The following is a 23,490-nucleotide window of genomic DNA, read 5'->3' as shown; positions in this document are numbered from 1 at the left end:
ATCCGATGCCATTCCACGTCCTTACCGCCGCCTTCGTCCATGAAAGCAATACGTTCAAGAAGGGCGAGACCACGCTCCAGGACTTCCGCGAGGGTGTGCTCGATATCGGCCAGGCGGCCGTCGAACGGTTCGGGGACGTAAATGACGAACTGGCGGGGTTCCTCGACGCGGGCCGAGAGGCCGGCTGGCGCGTGACCCACGCGGTTTCAGCACATGCCACCCCGGGCGCCCGCGTCTCGCGCGAAGCCTTCGACCACATCGCTGGGATCATCTGCGAGGCTGCCCGCACTCATCGCGCCACGCTCGACGGCGTGGCGCTCAGCCTGCACGGCTCCATGGTGCCCACGTTCTGCGAGGACGGCGAGGGGGAGCTTCTTGCCCGCCTGCGTGCCATCCTCGGTGACGCACTCCCCATCGCTGTCACGCTGGACTTGCATGCCATGGTCACGCCCGCGATGGTGGAACAGGCGCAGATATTTGTCAGCTACAAGACCTATCCGCATGTCGACATGCGCGAGACCGGCCGCCATGCCGGCCGCCTTCTCGATGCGGCGATGCGCGGGGCGGTCCGGCCGCGCACGCTGCGCGCCCACCGCCCGATGCTCGACGAGGCCAATGCCGGCCGCACCGATGTGCCGCAGACGGCGGCGCTCTACACCCGTGCCAGCGCCTTCGAGGCCGAACCGGGGATCCTCGCCGTCTCGATCAACGCCGGCTTTTCGGAAGCTGATATCGAGGAGATGGGTCCGACCGTTCTGGTGACGCATGACGAAGGCGCCGGCCCGCGCGCCCGCGAAATTGCCGAGGACCTCGCCCACGCCATCTGGGAGGGCCGTGGGCAGACCTCGAACGATTTTCTCAGCCCGAGCGAGGCTGCCGCCGCCGCCCGCGACTTCGATTCACCCCAGGGGCCTCTGGTGATCGCCGACTATGCCGACAACCCGGGCGCCGGCGCCTATGGGGATGCCACCGCGCTTCTCGCCGCCCTTCTGAAGGTTGGTGCCGCGGGAGGGGCCTTTGCGCCGATGATCGATCCGGCCGCCGCAGCGGAGCTTCATGGGCACGCGGTCGGCGAGACCGTGACGCTGGCGATCGGCGGCAAGTGCGACCCGGCCTTCGGCGGCGGCCCGCTTACTTTAACGGGTGAGATCGTTCACCTTTCGGACGGCACCTATACCGGCGACGGGCCGATCCTTGGCGGTATCACCCACAGCTTCGGCCGGACCGCCGTGTTTCGCGTGAAGGGGATCGACATCCTCATCGTCACCTTGCCGGGGCAGATGCTCGACCTCCAACAGGTGCGCACCTTCGGCATCGAGCCCTCGCGACTGCGTTTTCTGGTGGTGAAGTCGATGCAGCATTTCCGTGCCGCCTTTGAGCCGGTCGCAGGCCAGGTGATCGTCTGCGACACCGGAGCGCTCGCTACCCCCCAGGCGCACCTTCGACCCTATGTTCGCGTCCGCCGTCCGGTCTGGCCGCTGGACCGTGTCGGCTTTCCCCATGAACTGTGACAATGGTCCGCCGCCGGCTTCGCAGGCCAGAACCTCAGAGACTATTGATGGTTCTGGTGCTCGGCTTGGCAGGCTCAATCGGCCCGAAGCTGAGATATCGACCCGAGGGCGCCGCCGAATGTCCAACCACTCCCTCCCGAGACAGGATGGAAACTGGTTGGGTCTATTGCGCTGATCTTGGGGGTCGCGCTCGGAGGACGTGATAAGGAATTCCCGCTCGACAAGACGTTGGCGTCCTGAGCTAAGAACTGCGCAATCCAGTAATGTCCGCTTCCGAGCGAAGGCAAAGTTTGCCTCAACGGCCGACATGGTGCGCGTTGCGGACTAGGCAAAGTTTGCCCGAAGGGGCCGAAATTTGCTGGTCCGCTTTCAGCGGTCCGAGCCGCGACCCAATCTCATCGAATTCCTCTTGCCAACCAGTATCGCCGGAGTACCAGACCCGATGCCGCCGCCCCGTCAAGGCAAACCCTGACCAAAGCGTTTGCGCGCGTCCAACCGGTCGAGGCGGGCTTCCCAGATGCCCCGCTGTTCATCGAGCCATGTCCGCACTGAAGCGCTTCATCAACAGTCGCTGTATTCATCGTGCGCTGCATTCAAGCGTCATCCGAGGCGCACTCTCAACTTCGCGGGCATGACGCTTCTTTTGAGCTCTCTCAAATGCGATCAGCCTGCGGGATTGCTGCCATCTGGCCAAAGAGGTAAGGGCGGGCTGGAGCTATTTGGGTTTAGGGGGACGTGACAGGTGGCAGTGGTCTCTGCATCTTGTGCTGGCTCGTATCAGCACACTTACCATCATCTTGTATTCTCGCGAGAACACTGACCGATGCACGCAAATGCTTTTCCCGCGAGCCGCCTGCTGCTGCTCGCAGTAACCACGTTGGTATCCAGCAAGGCCGCTCTGGCGTCGGACGGACCGGCGCTGTGGGGCCTCGAAATGGTGGGGCGAAACTATGCCCTTGAGAGGGGATACAGCGGCGCGGGGGTAAAGGTCGGCGTCATGGACGAAGCGGCGCGCAATACCCATCAGGAGTTTGCCGACCGATGGATGGGGGGCTTCAATGTCGATGGCTCGCCCTATGGCCCGATTGCTCCGCACGGTACCCACGTATCCGGAACGATCGCGGGAGAGCATGTCGGCGTTGCACCCGGCAGTCTCCTATACGGCATCAACTGGTCCGTCCTTAATGGCGATACCGGCTATGCCAACGGCTACCGGTGGGGGCTTTCGCAGGGCATTCGCCTCTTCAGCAATTCTTGGGGGTTAGAAATCATCGATCCTGTAACCGGGATTAAAAGAAGTATCACGGTCAACGACATCTCACGCACACAGCTCGAGAGCGGCGTGCCGCAAACGCTCAGCGCATTGGTTGATTCAGCCGCCGCTGGAAGTGTCCAGGTCTTCGCGACCGGGAACGATGCAATGATTCAGCCAGGTATTTTGGCAAGCCTGCCATACTACTACCCCGAACTGCAGCCGCACTGGATCGCCGTGACGGCTGTCGGACCGACAGGCGTTCTGGCCAGCTACGCCAACATGTGCGGTGTCGCCGCGGCCTGGTGCATCGCGGCCCCCGGGGGAGACGGACCGGGCGACGACGGGATTTGGTCGGCGGGGCCGAACAGCGACGACTATTACGTGTCGATGAATGGAACATCGATGGCAACGCCACATGTCACGGGCGTGATGGCCATCGCCGCGCAGATGTTTCCAGATGCCGCCTATTCGCAACTGGCCCAACTGGTGCTGCAGACGGCCACAGACATTGGCGAGCGGGGCATAGACCCCGTTTATGGTTGGGGCCTGCTCAATCTTCGCAACATTGTCGATACCGTCGAGCCGGCCACCGGCGACATCTTCGCCGGCGCGGCCTGGTCACGGTTCACAGCAATGGATCGTGTCACTCAGGTCATGAGAAACCGGCTCCAGGCGCCGATTGCCTACGACAGCAACGCAACATCGACCATTGCGTCCTCAGGCGCGGGACGCACGCCAGAGGGACCGAGCGCCTGGCTGACGCCCGTCTATGGAACCGCATCTCTGACAGCAAGCGCCTCGTCTTCGGCGTATAGCAGCGAAACTGCCGGCCTTGTCGGCGGCATCGATCTCATCGCCGATACGGAACTGCAACTCGGCATCGTCGGTGGCTTCACGCACGCCCGGCTGACCACCACTGGCAAGGACAACTCCGCAACGGCCACCAATGTTCACCTTGGCGCCTATGGCAGGTGGGCCGCCGGTGGCTGGTTCGCTGACGGAACCGCGCAATTTGCACACTTCGACCAGTCGATCGTCCGCCGTTCGATTTCCGGAGCAACGGGCACCAGCCTGGCGCCGACCGGCGGGTCGAATGTCACCGGTCTCGGAACGGAGGTCGGCTTGCGTGCTGGTCACCGCTTCGAGTTGGACGACCTAGGATCCCTTTCTCCCTATGCATCGATTACGACGCGATGGCAGCATGCAAATGCGGCAAACGAAACCGGCGCCGGAATATTTTCCTTGACCGTGCCGTCGGCCGAATACGCGCAGGTCGAGGCCGGTCCGGGCGTTCGCATCGAGTCCACGCCGATTGCGTTGACGCATCATACGCTTCGACTGGCGGGAGATATTTCCTACACCCGGCTGGCGGGCGACAGGAACCTCCATGTTCCCGTCGAACTTCTCGGACGCACGTTGGACGCCCGTACTGGCGCCCTTGGCGGCGATGTCCTACGCCTGGCCGCAGACGTCAATCTGACTTCCGCAAGCTCCACCGGGATGAATTGGTTTGCCGCCTATGATGGCGCATTCCAGAAACGCGCGTCGTTGCACACGGTGACATTGGGCGCCCGCATGCGGTTTTGAATAGTCCCTCAGCGACTCCGTTTACGCGCAGCCTGTTCTGCCAGGTCGAACGGCTGGGCGCCCTTCAAGCAGGGGGCCTTGACTAACATGCGCTCAAGATGTGTGCGGGCGGTGATCCTGCAGCCTTCATGGCGCAAACTTTTAGTCACGACAGTTCGTTGAATGTCCGCTTTCAGGCGAAGGCACCGTTTGCCTCCACGTCCAACATCGGGCGCATTGCTGCTATTCGAAATGGTGGGAAACGAAGGTCGGATTAGAGATCTTCGCCTGTTCCCTCTGCGGCACGCACCTTTGGACCATGGACGCTTTTGTTCTCGGTCGCCTTGGCAGAACGGTCGCCTGCACGAACAAGGCAGGCCGCTCGTGTTTTGCCACGGGACGCCACTTACCCTCGGAGAACGTGCTCAAGCGGTAGAACAGATGGTACCTACCCGGCCCGCCTAAGCGGCGCGATGAGTTCCGCAACCTCGCGTCGAGATAACAGGCTTCGCTCGGCAACGGCATTTGCAAGCCGCTCGACCTCCGCCTTACGGTTTTCAACGATCGCCACAGCGCGCTGCAGTTGCGCCGCAAGAAGATCCTCGACGCGCCGCCGCAGGCTCGGATCCTTCCGCCGCAGTTCATCGAGTTCCTTCGACGTCGTGACATCGCAATAGTGAAGCGACCCTATCCCCAGGTTCGCGAGCATCAGCGTCGCCAGGTCCGAGGCCCGCTGCAGATCGGATCCCTCCACCCCGCCCGAGCCGTCGAAGATATCTCCGAGGATGATCTGCTCCGCAGCCATCCCGGCCAGCATCATCGCGATCTCGTCGAGATACGACTGGCGACTTCGATTTCGTCTCACCTTCCGCCGCCATCGCACCTGGCCGACGCTGCCTTCACGATGACCTGCCTCCCGGGCTACGACGATCACCTCGATCTCAGCCACCGCGAGTTCGAGACCCACGACCGCATGTCCGGCCTCATGGACACAAGCCTCCCATCGCTCGGCGCCATCGATGATCGCGACGGGCGGAACGAGAGCGAGCACATCGGAGACCGCGACCTCCCGGCCCTGCCGCCGTGCGATCCGCCGCGCGTCCTTCGCGACCTGGGCTAAAGCGGCACCGGAGTAGCCGCTCGTCGCCATCGCCGCCTCCTGAAGACCTTCCACCGCCACCTGTCCGCCAAGGTGCATGGCGAGCATTTGTGCACGTGCAGCTCGGTCCGGAAGACCGATCACGACATGACGATCCAGCCGGCCCGGTCTGCGCAATGCCGGATCGAGATGATCCGGAAAGTTCGAGGCAGCGACAACAATCACACCTTCGCGACCATCGGCACCGTCAAGCAGTTCCAGGAGAGCATTAACGACCTGCAGACTGTATGAGGCGTTGGCCCCGCGGAATGCCCGGCGGTCGCCGATGGAATCGATCTCGTCGATGAACAGAACCGACGGTGCATTGTCGGCCGCATCCCGGAAGGACCTTCGCATTGCGCCGAGCATATCGCCCAAATGTCCCTTGGCCTGCCACTGCGCGCTGGATGTCCCCACGAACTTCGCGCCGCAGGACCGAGCCAGAGCGGAAGCGAAAAGTGTCTTGCCAGTGCCGGGTGGCCCGCTGAGGAGCAGCCCGGAATCGACATCGCGCCATGCGATCTTGCCATCACGCCAGTCTGCGAGATCGGCGACGAGGCTGGCCGCCCACAGCCTGGCCTCGCCGTAGCCTTCGAGCTCCTCGACACGCGGTTCCCATTTAGAAACCTGCGGAGCCGCGGATGCCGCCAAGAGCTTTCCAACGACCATGTCGATCGGTCGCCCTTTTCGCAGCGCTCCAAACAACAGCTTCGGAGGATAACCGCAGAGTTGTTTGGCGACCTCGCTGTCAATATCGACCTTCCATTCACTCTTCACAGCGGACATGAGATGGATGGGTTTGACAGATCCCACTTCGACAACGCGGTCCAGCGCAATTGCGACCTCAGGCGGAGGCTTCGCTCCTTTCTCGATCAGGACGACAACAGCCCACCTGTGAGCCAGGACCGTTCTCGCGTCCTCGGAGAATGTCTCGCCTTTCCGCCCCAGTTGGATGGTTGTTACGGTGTAATGATTCAAGGCATCGGTTTGCCGCAGGACAGCCTTGGTCGCCTCCCGATAGGTTTCCATTTCCGCGTCTGGTGGCAGCATCAGACCAACAGCTCGGTCGGTCCGCTGTGCCCGCAGGTAGAAACCGCATCGCCTTAATGCGTTCCTAATGGCAACGGCATAGGTGATTGCTTCGAGCGAGGCCTCCCGCTCGGCAGTTTTCTTCTGCATGTCCGCCCCCTACTTTGCCGCGCGTCGGATGACCGTAGTCGAACCCGGTGCCTTCATTGCTTTCATGGAGGAGTTCGTGTCGCTGGGAAGTCTGGCAACGGGATGCGGAACCAGAACGTGGAGCTTGAAGCGCGAACTCGACAACGCAGGGGTGTCACCCGTGTTTGTCGCAGCGGATATGCCGTTCTATCGACGGCCGGAGATCCTAGCCCACATGTTTTCTGAGTAGTCTTACGCACTTGCAGCCGGGTCTCTGACCCGGCTTTTTTATGGCCTGCTCCGATGGCCAGTTTTGACTTACGGATTGGCCATTCCTGGCTGCGTTTGGAGGATTCAGTCTCAGGAAAACAATGACTTACGTGTGAGTTGGCCAGTACTAGGTTGGTTTTCTCAGTTCGGCCCGGTCGCGAGATCGGGCCGAATAGCAAAGGGGACAAAGCAAGAACCGCAAGCAGACGATGTCCTCATGTGACATCACTCTAGAAACACCAAAGCCGACCCTCTCGGATCGGCTTTGGATACCGCGAATAAGCCTTCAGCCCACGCGGGGCGAAGAGGCCTGACAGCCTCCTCCTGTAGCAAGGTCACCATATGGGGAGTCGGGTCTCAGAGTCGAGGTAGCTGCGGCGTCACAAGGACGAAAAAATGATTAATTTTGGAATCTCCGCATATCTAAAATTGGTTTCCCTGAACCCGCAACCTCAACGAACGGAGCTACGTAAGAGACTCTCTCCAAGCGACAAAGCTTACGACTTTCATCGATCACTCCGTCTTCATGCAAATCGCCTACTCACGCACGGCGATAGCATTGAAAACGTGCTCGACTCTGTAGGTCGCATCACAAAGCCAGCAGAGCGAGATTCTGCTCAGCAGGGCTTGAGAACACTACTGAACTGGCGCGCTTCGAACCCCGTTGGGATTTTTGAAGTAAAGCCTCATGTTTACGTAAGCCCAAATGACGTTTTCAAGATCAGCTTTACAGCGGACTTTGGGACGGTGATTGGCGGCAGGAAGTGCGCTGTCCATCTATGGAATACGAAAAGGCCACCTCTCGCCGAAAGATTAGTAACCTCTACCTTGTCGATGCTTAAGCCAGCATATCCTGAGGTCGACAACATCGTGGTGTTGTCGCTGCTCGACTCCACTCTCATATCGTCTCTTGATGATGCTAATGCTGCCGCAATGGGGCAGCGTCTGGCGGCACGTATTGAAGAAGCCATTCTGAGCGTTGGGGAAGAACTGCACGCGCCAGCGGTGGTTCTTCGTACACCGCCAAGTACTCCTCAACCAGCACCCAGAATGTAAAGGCGTATATTCTTCCGAACTGAGCGAGAACGAGACCCACGGACACCCGCGCTTGAGTGCGGGTGTCCCCCTTCCCCAACACATCGCCGTGTGTCAAGAAATGCCTTCGGCCACCAGAATATCCTGGAATTCCTTATCCGACAGGAAGCCGAGGCTCTGGGAGGCCTCGAGCACTGTCAGGCCGCCGTTCTGGGCCGTGGTGGCCACCTGCACCGCCTTGTCATAGCCGATATAGGGAACAAGGGCGGTCACCAGAACCAGGCTGCCGCGCAGCTGCTCCTCGCAATGGCGCGCATTGGCCTCAATTCCCACCACGCAGCGTTCGCGCAGCACGGTGACGGCGTTGGTCAGCAGCCTGATCGAGTTCAGCACGTTGAAGGCCACCACCGGCTCCATGGCATTGAGCTGAAGCTGGGCTGCCTCCGCCGCCATGGTCACCGTCACGTCATGGCCAATGACCTGATAGGCAACCTGGCTCACCATCTCGGGGATCACCGGGTTGACCTTGCCCGGCATGATGGACGAGCCGGGCTGAACGGCGGGAAGCGAAATCTCGCCGATGCCGGTGCGCGGACCGCTGCTCAGCAGGCGCAGGTCGTTGGAGATCTTGGAGAGCTTGACCGACACGCGCTTCAGCGCGCTGGAGAAGCTGACAAGGGCGCCGAGGTCGGACGACGCCTCGATCAAGTCGCGGGCCCGCTGCAGCTCGAAACCGGATACCGCCGACAGATGCGCGATGGCGCGCTCGCAATAGCCAGCTGGGGCCGCGATGCCGGTGCCGATGGCGGTTCCGCCCAGATTGACCGTCTTGAGCAACTCGGCGGCGTGGCGAAGGTGCTTCGCGTCTTCCTCGACCGCCACCGCAAAGGAGGCGAACTCCATTCCGAGCGTCATCGGAACGGCATCCTGAAGCTGGGTGCGGCCGACCTTGACGATGCCGGAAAACGCCGCGGCCTTGGCGGAGAAGGCTTCTCCGAGAGCGAGCAGCGCCGCTACCAGCTCCTCGTACTGCATGAGCACGGCCAGCCGGATCGCCGTCGGATAGACGTCGTTGGTCGACTGCGAGCGGTTCACGTGGTCGTTGGGATGCAGGTGCACGTAGTCGCCACGGGCGCGGCCGAGCTTCTCGAGGCCGACATTGGCGACCACCTCGTTGGCGTTCATGTTGGTGGAGGTTCCCGCACCGCCCTGGATCATGTCCACCACGAAATGCTCGTGGTGCTCGCCCGCGATGATGTCGTCGCACGCGGCCACGATGGCGTCCGAAATCTGCGGAGTGATCGCCTCAAGCTCGCGATTGGCAAGTGCTGCCGCCTTCTTGACCATCGCAAGCGCGCGCACGAATTCCGGAAACTGATTGAGTAGAACGCCGGTGATCGGGAAGTTCTCCACCGCGCGCGCAGTCTGGACACCGTAGAGGTGCTGCTGAGGAACATGCATCTCGCCGAGCAGGTCGCTTTCGACGCGTGTTGCCGCTTCCGGCGTGCTCGGTTCAGTCTTCATGTCCATGAGGGGATAGTCCGTAATCTTCGGGAGGGATAACAATCGCGCGTTCAGCAACAGGGCGACGCCTAACCGGGTCTGTCTAATCGATGAAGACATGAATGGCAAACGCCGAGTGCCCATGGGGAAGCATTTCGATCGGCAGGAAGGCACGAGCCGATGAATACAGCCCTCCTCTACTGCAAGGACCTAGGCGAATACGGGCCGGTTGCCATCGGCCATCTGCGCCCCACATCTGAAATCGAATACCGCGGGGAGGAAGGGCTTGGAGAAGGCCGGCAGAACCGTACTGGCGCAGATACGCGGGCGCGTTCAGGGCGTGAGCTTTCGCGCCTGGACGCTGCGCGAGGCCGAAAGACACGCCTTGACCGGATGGGTGCGCAACAACCCGGACGGGTCCGTGACCGCATTGCTGGTCGGACCTGAGGCGGCGGTTGCCGCAATGCTCGACCGACTGTGGGTCGGGCCTGCAGGAGCGGTCGTCTCCGGCGTCGAATTCGACGACGTCGAAGCCGTTCAGGTTCCGGTCCGCTTCACGATAGCGGGCTAAAGGGGCCGGCTTGCGCTGCCGACGGGTTCAGATGAACCTGTCGGCCCGGGGGCTCTGAAGGCCGGTGGCCACGACGGACACCCGGAACTTGCCTTCCAGACTCTGGTCGAAAATCGAGCCGACGATGATGTTGGCGTCGTCGTCGACCTCCTCGCGGATGCGCGTTGCCGCCTCGTCGACCTCGAACAGGGTCATGTCCCTGCCGCCGGAAATCGAGACCAGAACGCCCTTGGCGCCCCTCATGGACTCTTCGTCAAGCAGCGGGTTGGCGATGGCGCCTTCGGCCGCCGCCTTGGCGCGCCCCTCGCCCGAAGCCTCGCCGGTTCCCATCATGGCCCGGCCCATGTCCTTCATGATCGCCTTGACGTCGGCGAAGTCGAGATTGATCAGGCCCTCTTTCACGATGAGGTCCGTGATGCAGGAGACGCCGGAATAGAGAACCCGGTCGGCGGTGACGAAGGCGTCGGCCAGGGTCGTCTTGGCGCTCGCAACCCTGAACAGGTTCTGGTTGGGGATGACGATAACCGTGTCGGCGCATTCGCGCAGCAGCTCTATGCCGCGTTCGGCCATCTGCATGCGGCGGCGGCCTTCGAAGTCGAAAGGCTTCGTCACCACAGCCACGGTGAGCATGCCGGCCTCGCGCGCCGCGCGGGCCACGACCGGCGCAGCGCCGGTGCCGGTGCCGCCGCCCATACCGGCAGTGACGAAGCACATATGCGTGCCGGAAAGGTGATCCATGATCTCGTCGATCGACTCTTCGGCCGCAGCGCAGCCGATCTCGGGCAGCGACCCGGCGCCGAGCCCCTCGGTCACATGGGTTCCAAGCTGGATCAGCCGCGGCGCCTTCGACATGGTCAGCGCCTGGGCATCGGTATTGGCAACAATGAACTCCGTGCCCTGCAGCCCCTCGGTGATCATGTTGTTCACCGCGTTGCCGCCCCCGCCGCCAACACCGATCACGGTCAGGCGTGGCCTCATTTCGGCGATTTCGGCTTTCTTGGGTGTGTTCATTGCTGCGTCTTGTCCTTGGCTATGGCCGGGTGCCGCAGGACAGCCAAATCCCGCTTCCGGAAGATGGGCTGGAAGCAAGCGGCGCCCGGGAGAATCAGGCCATCGATACGTGCGTCCAAGGGATCAGAGTGCGAATTCGTCCGCAAGTGCGTGCATGCCCCCAGCGCAGATAACGTTTCAGCGGATATGGCCCAATCCAGCCCGCGTCAAGCCGCCCGGGATGGCCGGCGGATGTTTCGACGCCCACGGACAGCGCAGATATGCAAAGGGGCCACAGGGGCCCCTTCGCAAACCCGGAAAGCTTGTCGGTTTCTACAGGCTGATACGTCCATGCGGCATGCCGTACATGAGGCGTTCGAAACCGTCGCTCGACACGTGTACCAGCGTGCGGTGGTCACCGCCCTCGAAATAGACGTCGCCATGCCGTTCCAGGCTGTCGTCTATGACGGAGGGTATCCGATACGGCGCACCGAAGATCGGTACGGCACCGATCTCGCAATCGGGAAACAGCGTGCTGGCTTCCATTTCCGTGGCAAGCTCCACCTTTTCGCCCACCAGCTTGCCAACACTGTCAAGGTCCACGTGGGACGATGCCGGGACGACCGCCAGCAGATAGCTGCCGTTCCATCTCAGCACCACGCCCTTGGCGAGCGCGTTGCCTGGTACATGGCTCGCCTGGGCGGTCATCGCCGACGAGCCGGTCTTGCCATGCCGCGCGATGTCATAGGCGACACGGCTATCTTCCAGAAATTCCTGCATCGTCAGCGCAATGCCCATGTCCGTCTCCTTTCGCGTTTACGACAACCGCGCGAGACACATGGCGAAGACTGTTTCCAGACGATGGCGAGCGCACAAGGTTCACTCGCGTAACCGGCTCTTCGCCACACCGCTGGCCGGTTGGTTGGCCTGCCGGCGGGCAGGCCGATCAAGGACAAAAGAATACACCCGCGTTCTGACCCGCGCCAGAGGAATGCATGCGGGGTTCAAGGGCCCAGCGCCAGAAGCTTGTTTCAGCGCAGTTCTTGGCGGCCGGCGCGCAACCCCGCCTCATAGGCCTTGCGCGCCCAGAGCATCATTTCGTCGGGGTCGTCGAAGGCGCTGTCGGGGACCGTCCAATAGGGCATCGCCACCATCTTGCCGTGGCGAGTGCCAGTGTAGGTCCACTGAATGCAGCCGGCTGCCTCGAAATCCGGCGCGCTTTCGGCATCAGCCTTGAGCATCAGCTCGCCGCGAAGCTCAATGGCGATGATGACGCCGTCGAAATAGATCCCCTTCCCGCCAAACATCCTGCGCACGCTGACAGGGCCAAGGCCGGCAAAGAGATCGGCAATGTCGGCTTCCGTCATTGCGCTGCTCCTCTAGATGATGTGGCATCGAGAGCCATGAAGGAAAGGAAAGCACCGATGCCGATGCTGCTCAAGGGATCATGCAGTTGCGGGGCTGTCAGCTTCGAAGTGCAGAGCCATACGCCCGTGCCATACCAGTTCTGCTACTGTTCGATATGCCGAAAACAGCAGGGCGGTGGGGGCTACACGATCAATCTCGCGGGCATTTCAGACACGCTGAAGATCGTGGGCGAAAGACATCTTGGCCTCTATCGCGCCACGGTCTGCGACGAAGAACGACCGACACCCGAGGTCTCTACAGGAGAGCGACGCTTCTGCCGCGAATGCGGCTCGGCGCTCTGGCTCTACGACCCGACATGGCCGGAACTGGTGCATCCCTTCGCCTCGGCAATCGACAGCGAACTGCCCACGGCGCCCCACCGCGTGCACCTGATGCTGAAATACAAGGCTTCGTGGGTGGATCCCGATATCCGGCCGGGCGACAAGACATTCGACCTCTACCCGCACGAATCCATCGCCGGGTGGCACAGACGCAACGGCTTATGGGTGGAATGAGCGACGGTCAGGCGCCGCCGGTGCGCGCCTCGGCAAGCTGCTTCAGGTCGGCCGGCTTCAACTCGACCGACTCCCCGCAGCCGCAGGCTGAACTCTGGTTCGGATTGCGGAAGGTAAAGCCAGTGCGAAGCGTCGTCATCTCGAAATCCATCTCGGTGCCGAGCAGGAAGAGGGCTGCCTCCGGCGCGACGTAGACATGCGCGCCGTCGCGCTCGATGTGGTCGTCGGCGGGATTGGGCTCGGTGACCAGGTCGACCGTGTATTCCATGCCCGCGCAGCCGCCCTTCTTGATGCCCAGGCGAATGCCCTTGGCGTTCTCGCGGCTGGCCATGATCTCGTTGACGCGAGCTGCGGCCTTTTCGGTCATCGTGATGACGGCAAAGCGTCCCATACTTCTGTCTCCATACCGAGCAGGATAAAGGCCTGCCGGATATTGATGCGGTTCAGGATGGTAGAGATTTGGGCTTCATGCAAGCCGCGATCAATACCACCCCACCGCCACCTGCGCCTCTTCCGACATGCGGTCAGGCGTCCATGGCGGGTCGAATGTCATGTTGACCTCGACATCGGAGACGCCTTCCACGGCGCCCACGGCGTTCTGAACCCAGCCGGGCATTTCGCCTGCCACTGGGCAGCCGGGCGCGGTCAGCGTCATGTCGATCTTGACCGAGCGGTCGTCCTCGATGTCGATCTTGTAGATGAGGCCGAGTTCGTAGATGTCCGCCGGAATTTCCGGGTCGTAAACCGTCTTCAGCGCCGAGATGATGTCGTCGGTCAGCCGTGCGAGTTCCTCCGCGGGGATCGCGGAGGTTGAGGCAGCTTCGTTGGCCTCGCCGTCGGCGGGCGTCGTGTCGATTGCAGCGTTTGCGTCTTCCATCGTCGTCATCCGAAGAATTTCCGCGCCTTTTCAAGGGCTTCAACAAGAAGGTCCACTTCCGCCCTGGTGTTGTACATGGCGAAGGACGCTCTGCATGTGGAGGTCACGCCAAAGCGTTTCAACAGTGGTTGCGCACAATGGGTGCCGGCGCGCACCGCTACTCCCGACCGGTCGATGACCATCGAAACGTCATGCGCGTGGATGCCCTGCAACTCGAAGGAGATGATCGCGCCCTTGTCCGGTGCATCGCCGAAGATGCGCAGCGAGTTGATGGCGCGCAGGCGCTCATGGGCATAGGTCTTCAGGTCGGCCTCGTGCGCGGCGATCGCCTCGCGCCCCACCTTCTCCATATATTCGAGCGAAGCGCCAAGCCCGATCGCCTGCACGATGGGCGGGGTGCCGGCCTCGAAGCGGTGCGGCGGCTCGTTGTAGGTGATGTTGTCTTCCGTGACCTCGAGGATCATCTCGCCGCCGCCCTGGAACGGGCGCATGCGCTCCAGCATCTCGCGCTTGCCGTAGAGAGCGCCGATGCCGGTCGGGCCATAGACCTTGTGGCCAGTGAAGACATAGAAATCGCAGTCGAGGTCGCGAACGTCGACGGGTGTGTGCACCGCCGCCTGGCTGCCATCGACCAGCACCGGAATGCCGCGGGCATGCGCGATCCGCACGATCTCCTTGATCGGCGTGACCGTGCCCAGCACGTTCGACATATGCGTGATGGCGACGAGCTTGGTGCGATCGGTGAGGCGCTTCTCGAACTCCTCGATCTGGAACGCACCCTGGTCGTCCACCGGCACCCACACCAGCTTCGCGCCCTGGCGCTCGCGGATGAAATGCCACGGCACGATGTTGGAGTGGTGCTCCATGATGGAGAGGACGATCTCGTCGCCCTCCCCGATGTTGGGCATGCCGAAGCCATAGGCCACGGTGTTGATCGCCTCCGTGGCCGACTTGGTGAAGACGATCTCTTCCGCGCTGCCGGCGTTCAGGAAGCGCCGGACCGTCTCGCGCGCCTTTTCATAGGCCTCGGTCGCCGCGTTCGACAGGAAGTGCAAGCCACGATGCACATTGGCGTACTCGTTGGCATAGGCATGCTGGATAGCATCCAGCATGGCCTGCGGCTTCTGCGCCGAAGCGCCATTGTCGAGATAGACCAGCGGCTTGCCATAGACTTCCCGCGACAGGATCGGAAAGTCGCGGCGTATGGCCTCGACGTCGTAGCCGTCAACGATTTTCGCCGGTGCATTCATGGCTCACCCATGCGCCTGGAACCAGTCGCCGAGCAGCGCCTCGAGCGCCTCGACCGCGGGTTCATCTTCGAGTTCCTCGATCACCTCGGCCAGGAACGCCTTGACCAGCAAGCCCCGAGCCGTCTTCTCGTCGATGCCGCGCGCCATCAGGTAGAACAGATGATCGCGATGGATATCCGTCACAGTGGCGCCGTGCCCGCACTGCACATCGTCAGCGAAGATTTCAAGCTCCGGCTTGGTGGAGAATTCAGCGTCGTCCGACAAAAGCAGCGTGTTGCACGCCATCTTGGCGTTGGTCTTCTGCGCAGGTTGCGCGACGTTGATGCGGCCCTGGAACACGCCGTGCGCCCGGTCCGTGATGACGTTGCGGATCACCTCGGTCGAATCCGTGTGCGGCACGCTGTGGTCGAGAACCATGGTCACGTCGGTGTGGTTGTCGCCGGCCAGAAGGTTGACGCCGCGCAGGGTGAAGACAGAGCCCTCTCCCGCCGCGTTGACGATCACTTCCTGACGCACCAGCTTGCCCCCGGCATTCATGATGAACAGCGTGAGCTTCGCATCCTTGCCGAGTTCTGCCTTGAACTGGGCAAGGTGCGTTGCGCTCTCGGGATGGTCCTGCACGATCAGCCACAACACTTCCGCGCCTTCGCCCAGCAGAAGCTGGCTGACGGAGCTGACCAGCGCCGCGCCGTTGCCGGTCTGGCGTTCAACGATGGTTGCCTTTGCGCCTGCGCCGACCCGCACCGGGAAACGCGCATGGACCTGTCCGCCGGCCTGCACATTCTGCAGTTCAAGCGGCGTCGGCAGTTGCATGCCAGCGGCGATGTCGACGAAGTAGCCGTCGGTCACGAAAGCAGTGTTGAGCGCGCCAATGGCGTCATCGGCGCCACCGAGGTCCAGTGCCGCGGCAAAGCTGCCGTCGGCCAGCTTCTCGGAAAGCCGCTGGATGGCCACGCCCTCGATGGAAGGCAGCTTGCTTGCCGAAGCGCCGTTCAGCGCCGGAAGCACCACCGAGCCCTCAAGCAATGCAGCTATCGGCTTGGCGTTCGCCGTCTCGTCATGCGTGGGAACCGTCGTCAGCAGGCGGCGCAGGTCTGTATAGTGCCATGCCTCGACGCGCCTGGTGGGCAGGCCGGCCTTCAGCGCCTCAACAGCCGCATCGCGCCTGACCATCACCTCGCCATCGCCCGGCAGCAGCGAAAGCCGCTCGCCGAACGCCTCGATCAGCGCCGCCTCGGCGGTCGTGTGCTGGGGAGTTGCGTGAATGTTCATTACTGTCACCTATGCGGCCTCTTCGATGATTCCGGCATAGCCGTTTTCTTCCAGCTCGGACGCGAGCGACTTGTCGCCCGACTTGATGACCTGGCCCTTGTAAAGCACATGCACCGAGTCCGGCACGATGTAGTCGAGCAGGCGCTGGTAGTGGGTGATGACGACGATGGCGCGGTCGGGCGAACGCAGCGCGTTGACGCCGTCGGCCACGATCTTGAGCGCATCGATGTCGAGGCCGGAGTCGGTCTCGTCGAGAACGCACAGCTTCGGCTCAAGGAGCTTCATCTGCAGGATTTCCGCGCGCTTCTTCTCGCCGCCGGAAAAGCCGACATTCAGCGGGCGCTTCAGCATGCCCATGTCCATGCTGAGATCGCCGGCCTCACGCTTGACGCGCTTCAACAACTCGGGGATCGTCAGGGGCTCCTCGCCGCGCGCCTTGCGCTGCGCATTCATGGCCACCTTGAGGAACTCCATGGTCGCCACGCCCGGTATCTCCATCGGATACTGGAAGGCGAGGAAGATGCCGGAGGCCGCGCGCTCGGCCGGGTCCATCTCCAGGATGGACTGGCCGTTGTAGAGGATCTCGCCCTCGGTCACTTCATAGTCGTCGCGTCCGGCAAGCACATAGGAAAGCGTCGACTTGCCCGAACCGTTCGGGCCCATGATGGCGGCGACTTCGCCTGCCTTGACCGTCAGGTTGAGCCCGCGGATGATTTCCACGCCGCTTTCGGCAACCCGGGCATGAAGATTTCTGATCTCAAGCATTAGTTCTTTTCCAGTTCAGAGCGGCGCGCGCTGCGGCGCCAAAAATGGGTTTGTTCGACGGGATCGCGGTTGATGTTGCCGCGGATCACCCCACGCTTCCTTCGAGGCTGATGCCGATCAGCTTCTGCGCCTCGACGGCGAACTCCATCGGCAGTTCCTGGATCACGTCCTTGACAAAGCCGTTGACGATCAGCGCGATCGCCTCCTCCTCGGGGACGCCGCGCTGCATCACGTAGAACAGCTGGTCCTCGGAGATCTTGGAGGTCGTGGCCTCGTGCTCGAACTGCGCGGACGAATTCTTCGCCTCGATGTAGGGCACGGTATGCGCGCCACACCGGTCGCCGATCAGCAGCGAGTCGCAATTGGTGAAATTGCGCGCATTGGTGGCCTTGCGGTGCGCAGAGACCTGGCCGCGATAGGTGTTCTGCGAAAAGCCGGCGGCGATGCCCTTGGAGATGATGCGGCTCCGCGTGTTCTTGCCGAGATGGATCATCTTGGTGCCGCTGTCGACCTGCTGGTAGCCGTTCGACACCGCGATCGAATAGAACTCGCCCTGGCTCTCGTCGCCGCGCAGGATGCAGCTCGGATATTTCCAGGTGATGGCCGATCCCGTCTCGACCTGCGTCCAGGAAATCTTGGAGCGGTGGCCGCGGCAATCGCCACGCTTGGTGACGAAATTGTAGATGCCGCCCTTGCCCTGGGCGTCGCCCGGGTACCAGTTCTGCACGGTGGAGTACTTGATCTCGGCATCATCCAGCGCGATCAGCTCGACAACCGCGGCGTGAAGCTGGTTCTCGTCGCGTTGGGGGGCGGTGCAGCCTTCGAGGTAGGAGACGTATGATCCCTCCTCGGCGATGATCAGCGTGCGCTCGAACTGGCCGGTGTTCTTTTCGTTGATACGGAAATAGGTCGACAGCTCCATCGGGCAGCGAACGCCCTTTGGCACGAACACGAAGGACCCGTCGGTGAAAACCGCCGAATTCAACGTCGCGTAGTAATTGTCGGTCGTGGGCACCACCGTGCCGAGATATTTCTGCACCAGCTCCGGATGCTCGCGGATTGCCTCTGAGATCGAGCAGAAGATGACGCCGGCCTTGGCCAGTTCCTCCTTGAAGGTGGTGACGACCGAAATCGAGTCGAACACGGCATCAACCGCGACACGGCCGGACTTGTAGACGTTGTCGCCGGCTTCCTCGAACTCGCCCGGCACGTCCTTCTGGACGCCAGCAAGAATCTCCTGCTCACGTAGCGGAATGCCCAGCTTCTCGTAGACCCTCAGCAGTTCGGGATCGACCTCGTCGAGCGAGCGCGGGCCCGACTGGCTCTTCGGCGCTGCGTAGTAGTGGATGTCCTGGAAGTCGATCTTGGGGTAGTCGACGCGCGCCCAGGTGGGCTCCTCAAGCGTCAGCCAGCGGCGGAACGCGCCCAGGCGCCATTCGAGCATCCACTCAGGTTCGTTTTTCTTCGCCGAAATGAAACGGATGATGTCTTCGTTCAGACCCTTGGGGGCCTTGTCCACCTCGATATCAGACTCGAATCCGTACTTGTACTGGTCCACATCGATCATGCGGACCTGTTCGATCGTCTCCTGCACAGCAGGCATCAGCGTTCTCCATCCTCGCCGGGGTCAAGGCCCGGCAGTTTTCAAACTATGGCACCGCGTGCGCGGCGTAAGTTCCATATAGTGCGTCCTGCCCGGAAATTCACCCGGAGAAGCGCCATCGACGCTTCCTGGACACACCGACTTCCCGGCCAAAGGCCGGATTTTTTCCGCCTACGCGGCTTGGGGCCTACCACCCCGTCGCGCAAGCAATTGCGTCAACGCCGCAACGAATTTCGAGACATCGTCATGCGTCGTGGCATGTCCGATCGAAACGCGCAGCGCGCCTTCAGTGTTCTCGTGCCCCATGGCCTTCAGAACATGGCTGGGACCGACCTTTCCCGAGGAACAGGCCGAGCCGGCCGATAGGGCGACACCCGCAAGGTCGAATGCGATCTGCGCAGTTTCCGCCTTGATGCCAGGAACCGAAAAGAAGCTCGTATTGGCAAGACGCTCCGCGTTTCGCCCAAAAACTTCGGCATCCGGCGCGAGCGAAACGATGGCGGCTTCCAGTTCGTCCCGCAGCGACCTGACCTCTTCCATGCGGGCAAGTGTGTCGGCCGCTTCCCGGGCAGCGGCACCGAAGCCGGCGATCGCCGCCAGGTTCTCCGTGCCAGCACGGAAGCCTTTTTCTTGCCCGCCGCCCACGATTAGCGGTCGTGGCATCATCAGGTCCGATCCTGCAACGAAAGCACCGGCACCTTGCGGGCCGCCGATCTTGTGCGAAGACAGAATCAGGAAGTCCGCGTAACCCTCTGCAATATCGAGGGGAATTCGACCTGCGGCCTGAACCGCATCAACCACGAACACCCCGCCCGCCGCCTTGACGAGTTTGCTGATCTCGCGCAGCGGCTGGATGACGCCGGTCTCGTTATTCGCAGCATGGATCGCCACCAGCGGCAGCCCCTCGGCCTTGTCATGTGCGTCGAGCGCGCCGGCAAGAGCCTCAAGATCGGCCACGCCGTTAGCGTCGACCCCGAACCTCACGATGCTCTCGGCGGCGAACCGTCCACCGCTCAACAGGCACGGATGGTCAGCCGCGCTGACATAGAGCTTCGCCATGCGCAGCGGCGCCCGGCCCATCTGCCAGTCCGGCGTAAGCAGCGTCGTGGCGGCTTCCGTCGCGCCGGAGGTGAAGACGACGTGTTCCGGCTTGGCGCCGACCAGCGTGGCGACGTCGCGGCGAGCCGCTTCGACCAGGCGCCGGGCCGCCCTACCCTCCCCGTGCACGGAGGAAGGGTTGGCCGACGCCTCGAGCGCAGCAAGCATTGCCGCATGCGCCGAAGGCAGCAGCGGAGCACTTGCGTTGTAATCCATATAGGCGCGTGAAGCGGCCATTTGCGCTCGATCGGTCCTCTAAGCCAACATTCGGGCGGTGCGAACGTTATTTCCTTGAAATTACAAGGTCAGACGTCCTATCTACCCGGTTTGCCGAACAAGGTGGCCCAGCCACCAGTTTTGAACAGTTCTAAACTAGCTTTTAAGAACGTGCCCTGCGCCCGTCAAGGCCGGTTGCGGAATTGTTTCGGTTGGCAGTCAAGTTTTGCGCGAGTCAAGTGGAGTCATTCATGCCTGAGGTCATTTTCGCCGGTCCGGCGGGTCGTCTGGAAGGCCGCTACCAGCCGTCGAAAGAGAAGAATGCGCCGATCGCCATCATCCTGCATCCGCATCCGCAGTTCGGCGGCACGATGAACAACAAGATCGTCTACGACCTCTTCTATATGTTCCAGAAGCGGGATTTTACCACGCTGCGCTTCAATTTTCGCGGCATCGGCCGAAGCCAGGGCGAGTTCGACCACGGCACGGGCGAGCTGTCGGATGCCGCTGCCGCGCTCGACTGGATCCAGAGCCTGCATCCCGATTCGAAATCCTGCTGGGTGGCCGGCTATTCCTTCGGCGCTTGGATCGGCATGCAGCTGTTGATGCGCCGTCCGGAGATCGAAGGCTTCATCTCGGTCGCGCCACAGCCCAACACCTATGACTTCTCGTTCCTGGCGCCCTGCCCGTCTTCCGGCCTGATCATCCATGGCGACGCCGACAAGGTGGCTCCGCCCAAGGATGTGCAAGGCCTGGTCGACAAGCTGCATACGCAGAAGGGCATCACCATCACGCAGAAGACCATCTCCGGCGCCAACCACTTCTTCGCCAATCACAGCGAGCAGTTGATCGACGAGTGCGCCGACTATTTGGACCGTCGCCTCGCCGGCGAACTGGCCGACCCGCGCCCGAAGCGCCTCCGGTAAGTTTTTGCAGCCGAGATCGAGTCCTCGGCTTCTGAAATGGCCGGGCTTGCCCCTTCGGCGGCTAGTTCGCCCTAAGGCTTTGCCAAAATCCCGCCGCTGACCGCTTCCCGGCATCCTGTCGTGGTCGGAAAGGTCAGCGGCAGGCCCTTCATGGAACGGACGGCCAGAAAGGCCCAGGCTTCCGCCTCGGTTGAATCGCCATCGAGGCCGGCCTCTTCGGCCACGATCACCTCAGCGCCTGTGGTTCTGGCGCCGCTAACCAGATCGCCCACGATGTGCGGGTTCTTGCGCCCTCCCCCGCAGACTATCCATAGCTTCGGCGGCTCGGGCATGTGTTCCACGGATCTCAGGATTGCTTCGGCAGAAACCGCCGCCAGCGTGCGCGCGCCGTCCGACAACTCCAGACCAGCCATCGGCTCGAGCGTAAAATCGTTCCGGTCGAGCGATTTGGGCCCGCTTCGCCGGAAGAAGGGCGCCTCCATATAGCGGGCCACGACCGCTTCGACGACACCGCCCTCACTGGCGATCGTGCCTCCGGCGTCGTACGGCACGCCGCCCTCGCGCTGAACCCATTGGTCGATCAGCGTATTGCCGGGGCCGGTATCGAATGCGATGGGATCGCCACTTCGCGGCACGTAGGTGATGTTCGATATACCGCCTACATTCACGAAAGCGAAAGGATGCCGCCCGGCCAATTCGCCGCGTAGCGAGGCGGCAAGCGCGGCGTGGTAGGCCGGCACCAAAGGCGCGCCCTGCCCGCCGTGCCGTATGTCGTTGGCGCGCATGTCGTATACGACCGGAATGTTCAGTTCCCGGGCCAGCAGCGCGCCATCGCCCAGTTGCACAGTGACGCCGAGATGAGGTCGATGCAGCACCGTCTGGCCGTGAAAGCCGACCACTTCTGGCACGCCCCAGTCGCCGACGGCTGTCTTGAGGAATCTTTCCACCGCCTGCACGTGGCGAAGGGTGATCTCGCGTTCGAGCAGGGAGAGATCGCCCGGACGGTCCTCGCGGCTTTCGATGCCTTTGGCGACTTCAAGAGACGCCTCCAGGCGTTGCCTGAACTCCGCCTCATAGGCCACGAACATCGAGGGGCCAAACTCGATGGACGCAACGCCATCGGTGCGCAGCATGGCGACATCTATCCCGTCCATCGACGTGCCGCTCATCAGCCCGATCGCGCAGATTGTCCCCATTTTTCCTGCCGTCCTTGTGATTCTCCGGTGTCGGATGCTAAACGGCGGCAAGCGCACTTGCCACGATCACATGCAAGGGCTCCAGTCACTCTCGGGAAACGAAAGAAATGTCCGCATTCAAGTCCGACTTCCTGCGCATCCTTTCGGAGCGCGGCTTCGTCCATCAGATCTCCGATGAAGCCGGCCTCGACAATCTGTTCGCGACGGAAACGGTCTCGGCATATATCGGCTTCGACCCGACGGCGCCGAGCCTGCATGCGGGCGGCCTGATCCAGATCATGATGCTCTACTGGATGCAGCAGACCGGTCACCGTCCTGTTGCGCTTATGGGCGGCGGCACCGGCATGGTCGGCGACCCGTCCTTCAAGGACGAGGCGCGCAAGCTGATGACGGTGGAGACGATCCAGTCGAACATCGACAGCATCAAGAAGGTGTTTTCCAACTACCTGACCTTCGGCGAGGGCGCGCGCGACGCGCTGATGGTCAACAATGCCGAGTGGCTGCGGCCGCTGAACTACCTCGAGTTCCTGCGCGATGTCGGCCAGCACTTCTCCGTCAACCGCATGCTGAGCTTCGATTCGGTGAAGCTCAGGCTCGACCGCGAGCACTCGCTGTCGTTCCTAGAATTCAACTACATGATCCTGCAGGCCTACGACTTCGTGGAGCTCAACAAGCGCTATGGCGTGCGGCTGCAGATGGGCGGATCGGACCAGTGGGGCAACATCGTCAACGGCATCGACCTTGGCCACCGCATGGGCACGCCGCAGCTTTATGCGCTGACCTCGCCGCTGCTCACCACCGCGTCCGGCGCGAAGATGGGCAAATCGCTCAACGGCGCGGTCTGGCTCAACGCCGACATGCTCTCGGCCTATGATTTCTGGCAGTACTGGCGCAACACCGAGGACGCCGACGTCGAGCGCTTCCTGAAGCTCTACACCACCCTGCCGCTCGAAGAGATCTCCCGCCTGGCCAAGCTTGGCGGCGCCGAGATCAACGATGCCAAGAAGGTGCTGGCCACCGAGGTAACGGCGATGCTGCACGGCCGCGAGGCGGCCGAGCAGGCAGCCGAAACCGCGCGCAAGACGTTCGAGGAAGGTGCCTTTGCCGACACGCTGCCCACGATCGAGGTCTCGGGGGACGCGCTTCAGGCCGGCGTCGGCATCCTGTCGCTTTTCGTGACCGCCGGCCTAGCCAGTTCCAATGGCGAAGCCCGCCGCCATATCCAGGGCCACGCGGTGCGCCTGAACGACGAACTTGTGACGGATGAGCGTCGCGCGGTTACCACCGCCGACCTCACTTCGGACGGCGTTCTGAAACTATCGCTCGGCAAGAAGAAGCACATCCTCGTGCGGCCGGTGTGAGGCCAGC

The 23,490-nt window shown here is 62.3% G+C and carries 21 protein-coding genes; 7 read left to right on the top strand and 14 right to left on the bottom strand.

Annotation, left to right across the window (positions count from 1 at the left end):
* Positions 1–5: 5 nt before the first annotated feature.
* Positions 6–1,511, top strand: coding sequence for a M81 family metallopeptidase (locus ABLE86_RS12580; RefSeq protein ID WP_348779307.1), 1,506 nt, complete (start codon positions 6–8; stop codon positions 1,509–1,511).
* A 295-nt stretch (positions 1,512–1,806) separates the two neighbouring features.
* Here the strand turns inward: ABLE86_RS12580 and ABLE86_RS12575 are convergent, their stop codons facing one another.
* Complete coding sequence (locus tag ABLE86_RS12575) at positions 1,807–1,971, bottom strand: hypothetical protein (protein ID WP_348779306.1); 165 nt, start codon at positions 1,969–1,971, stop codon at positions 1,807–1,809.
* 363 nt (positions 1,972–2,334) lie between these two features.
* Here ABLE86_RS12575 and ABLE86_RS12570 point away from each other — a divergent pair, with 363 nt between their 5' ends.
* Positions 2,335–4,353 (top strand): S8 family serine peptidase, encoded by a 2,019-nt coding sequence (locus ABLE86_RS12570; RefSeq protein ID WP_348779305.1) that lies wholly within the window; start codon positions 2,335–2,337, stop codon positions 4,351–4,353.
* 427 nt (positions 4,354–4,780) lie between these two features.
* Here ABLE86_RS12570 and ABLE86_RS12565 read toward each other — a convergent pair whose 3' ends face one another.
* Positions 4,781–6,649 carry an AAA family ATPase gene (locus ABLE86_RS12565; protein ID WP_348779304.1) on the bottom strand — a complete coding sequence of 623 codons (1,869 nt, stop codon included), beginning with the start codon at positions 6,647–6,649 and terminating at the stop codon, positions 4,781–4,783.
* Positions 6,650–7,294: 645 nt separating this feature from the next.
* On the opposite strand from ABLE86_RS12565, the gene ABLE86_RS12560 reads away from it, so the two are divergent.
* A complete protein-coding gene (locus tag ABLE86_RS12560; protein WP_348779303.1) occupies positions 7,295–7,954 on the top strand; it encodes a hypothetical protein in 660 nt (219 codons plus the stop codon).
* Positions 7,955–8,047: 93 nt separating this feature from the next.
* Here the strand turns inward: ABLE86_RS12560 and ABLE86_RS12555 are convergent, their stop codons facing one another.
* The gene (locus tag ABLE86_RS12555) at positions 8,048–9,457 is read right to left on the bottom strand and encodes an aspartate ammonia-lyase (protein ID WP_348779622.1); all 1,410 of its coding nucleotides are present in this window, start codon (positions 9,455–9,457) and stop codon (positions 8,048–8,050) included.
* A 265-nt stretch (positions 9,458–9,722) separates the two neighbouring features.
* Between ABLE86_RS12555 and ABLE86_RS12550 the strand changes: the two genes are divergently transcribed.
* Positions 9,723–10,007 carry an acylphosphatase gene (locus tag ABLE86_RS12550; RefSeq protein WP_348779302.1) on the top strand — a complete coding sequence of 95 codons (285 nt, stop codon included), beginning with the start codon at positions 9,723–9,725 and terminating at the stop codon, positions 10,005–10,007.
* Between the two features lie 27 nt (positions 10,008–10,034).
* Here ABLE86_RS12550 and ftsZ read toward each other — a convergent pair whose 3' ends face one another.
* The 3 genes from ftsZ to ABLE86_RS12535 all read right to left on the bottom strand — a co-directional run bounded on the left by ftsZ (position 10,035) and on the right by ABLE86_RS12535 (position 12,364).
* Positions 10,035–11,018: a cell division protein FtsZ gene (ftsZ, locus tag ABLE86_RS12545; RefSeq protein WP_348779301.1), complete on the bottom strand. Its 984-nt coding sequence runs from the start codon at positions 11,016–11,018 to the stop codon at positions 10,035–10,037.
* A gap of 312 nt (positions 11,019–11,330) precedes the next feature.
* Positions 11,331–11,795: a YbaK/EbsC family protein gene (locus ABLE86_RS12540; RefSeq protein WP_348779300.1), complete on the bottom strand. Its 465-nt coding sequence runs from the start codon at positions 11,793–11,795 to the stop codon at positions 11,331–11,333.
* A 233-nt stretch (positions 11,796–12,028) separates the two neighbouring features.
* Positions 12,029–12,364: a TfoX/Sxy family protein gene (locus tag ABLE86_RS12535; RefSeq protein WP_348779299.1), complete on the bottom strand. Its 336-nt coding sequence runs from the start codon at positions 12,362–12,364 to the stop codon at positions 12,029–12,031.
* A gap of 57 nt (positions 12,365–12,421) precedes the next feature.
* On the opposite strand from ABLE86_RS12535, the gene ABLE86_RS12530 reads away from it, so the two are divergent.
* Complete coding sequence (locus ABLE86_RS12530) at positions 12,422–12,919, top strand: GFA family protein (RefSeq protein ID WP_348779298.1); 498 nt, start codon at positions 12,422–12,424, stop codon at positions 12,917–12,919.
* A 7-nt stretch (positions 12,920–12,926) separates the two neighbouring features.
* Here ABLE86_RS12530 and sufA read toward each other — a convergent pair whose 3' ends face one another.
* From sufA to ABLE86_RS12495, 7 genes are all read right to left on the bottom strand, one after another.
* Positions 12,927–13,310, bottom strand: coding sequence for a Fe-S cluster assembly scaffold SufA (gene sufA, locus ABLE86_RS12525; protein WP_348779297.1), 384 nt, complete (start codon positions 13,308–13,310; stop codon positions 12,927–12,929).
* A 90-nt stretch (positions 13,311–13,400) separates the two neighbouring features.
* Positions 13,401–13,796 carry an SUF system Fe-S cluster assembly protein gene (locus ABLE86_RS12520; protein WP_348779621.1) on the bottom strand — a complete coding sequence of 132 codons (396 nt, stop codon included), beginning with the start codon at positions 13,794–13,796 and terminating at the stop codon, positions 13,401–13,403.
* Positions 13,797–13,801: 5 nt separating this feature from the next.
* Complete coding sequence (locus ABLE86_RS12515; RefSeq protein ID WP_348779296.1) at positions 13,802–15,046, bottom strand: cysteine desulfurase; 1,245 nt, start codon at positions 15,044–15,046, stop codon at positions 13,802–13,804.
* 3 nt (positions 15,047–15,049) lie between these two features.
* Positions 15,050–16,318, bottom strand: coding sequence for a Fe-S cluster assembly protein SufD (gene sufD, locus ABLE86_RS12510; RefSeq protein ID WP_348779295.1), 1,269 nt, complete (start codon positions 16,316–16,318; stop codon positions 15,050–15,052).
* 9 nt (positions 16,319–16,327) lie between these two features.
* Positions 16,328–17,083: a Fe-S cluster assembly ATPase SufC gene (sufC, locus tag ABLE86_RS12505; protein ID WP_348779294.1), complete on the bottom strand. Its 756-nt coding sequence runs from the start codon at positions 17,081–17,083 to the stop codon at positions 16,328–16,330.
* An 85-nt stretch (positions 17,084–17,168) separates the two neighbouring features.
* Positions 17,169–18,686, bottom strand: a complete 1,518-nt coding sequence (sufB, locus tag ABLE86_RS12500; protein WP_348779293.1) for a Fe-S cluster assembly protein SufB — start codon at positions 18,684–18,686, stop codon at positions 17,169–17,171.
* Positions 18,687–18,857: 171 nt separating this feature from the next.
* Complete coding sequence (locus tag ABLE86_RS12495; RefSeq protein ID WP_348779292.1) at positions 18,858–20,021, bottom strand: cysteine desulfurase family protein; 1,164 nt, start codon at positions 20,019–20,021, stop codon at positions 18,858–18,860.
* A gap of 230 nt (positions 20,022–20,251) precedes the next feature.
* Between ABLE86_RS12495 and ABLE86_RS12490 the strand changes: the two genes are divergently transcribed.
* A complete protein-coding gene (locus tag ABLE86_RS12490) occupies positions 20,252–20,926 on the top strand; it encodes an alpha/beta hydrolase (protein ID WP_348779291.1) in 675 nt (224 codons plus the stop codon).
* 71 nt (positions 20,927–20,997) lie between these two features.
* On the opposite strand, the gene ABLE86_RS12485 is transcribed toward ABLE86_RS12490, so the two are convergent.
* Positions 20,998–22,122 (bottom strand): anhydro-N-acetylmuramic acid kinase, encoded by a 1,125-nt coding sequence (locus tag ABLE86_RS12485; RefSeq protein WP_348779290.1) that lies wholly within the window; start codon positions 22,120–22,122, stop codon positions 20,998–21,000.
* A 107-nt stretch (positions 22,123–22,229) separates the two neighbouring features.
* Between ABLE86_RS12485 and tyrS the strand changes: the two genes are divergently transcribed.
* Positions 22,230–23,483, top strand: coding sequence for a tyrosine--tRNA ligase (gene tyrS, locus ABLE86_RS12480; protein ID WP_348779289.1), 1,254 nt, complete (start codon positions 22,230–22,232; stop codon positions 23,481–23,483).
* Positions 23,484–23,490 lie beyond the last annotated feature (7 nt).

Source organism: Mesorhizobium sp. KR2-14, from assembly GCF_040049255.1.
Taxonomy (GTDB): domain Bacteria; phylum Pseudomonadota; class Alphaproteobacteria; order Rhizobiales; family Rhizobiaceae; genus Pseudaminobacter.
Note: the sequence above shows the minus strand (reverse complement) of the source record. Positions and strands in the feature narration are given on the sequence as shown.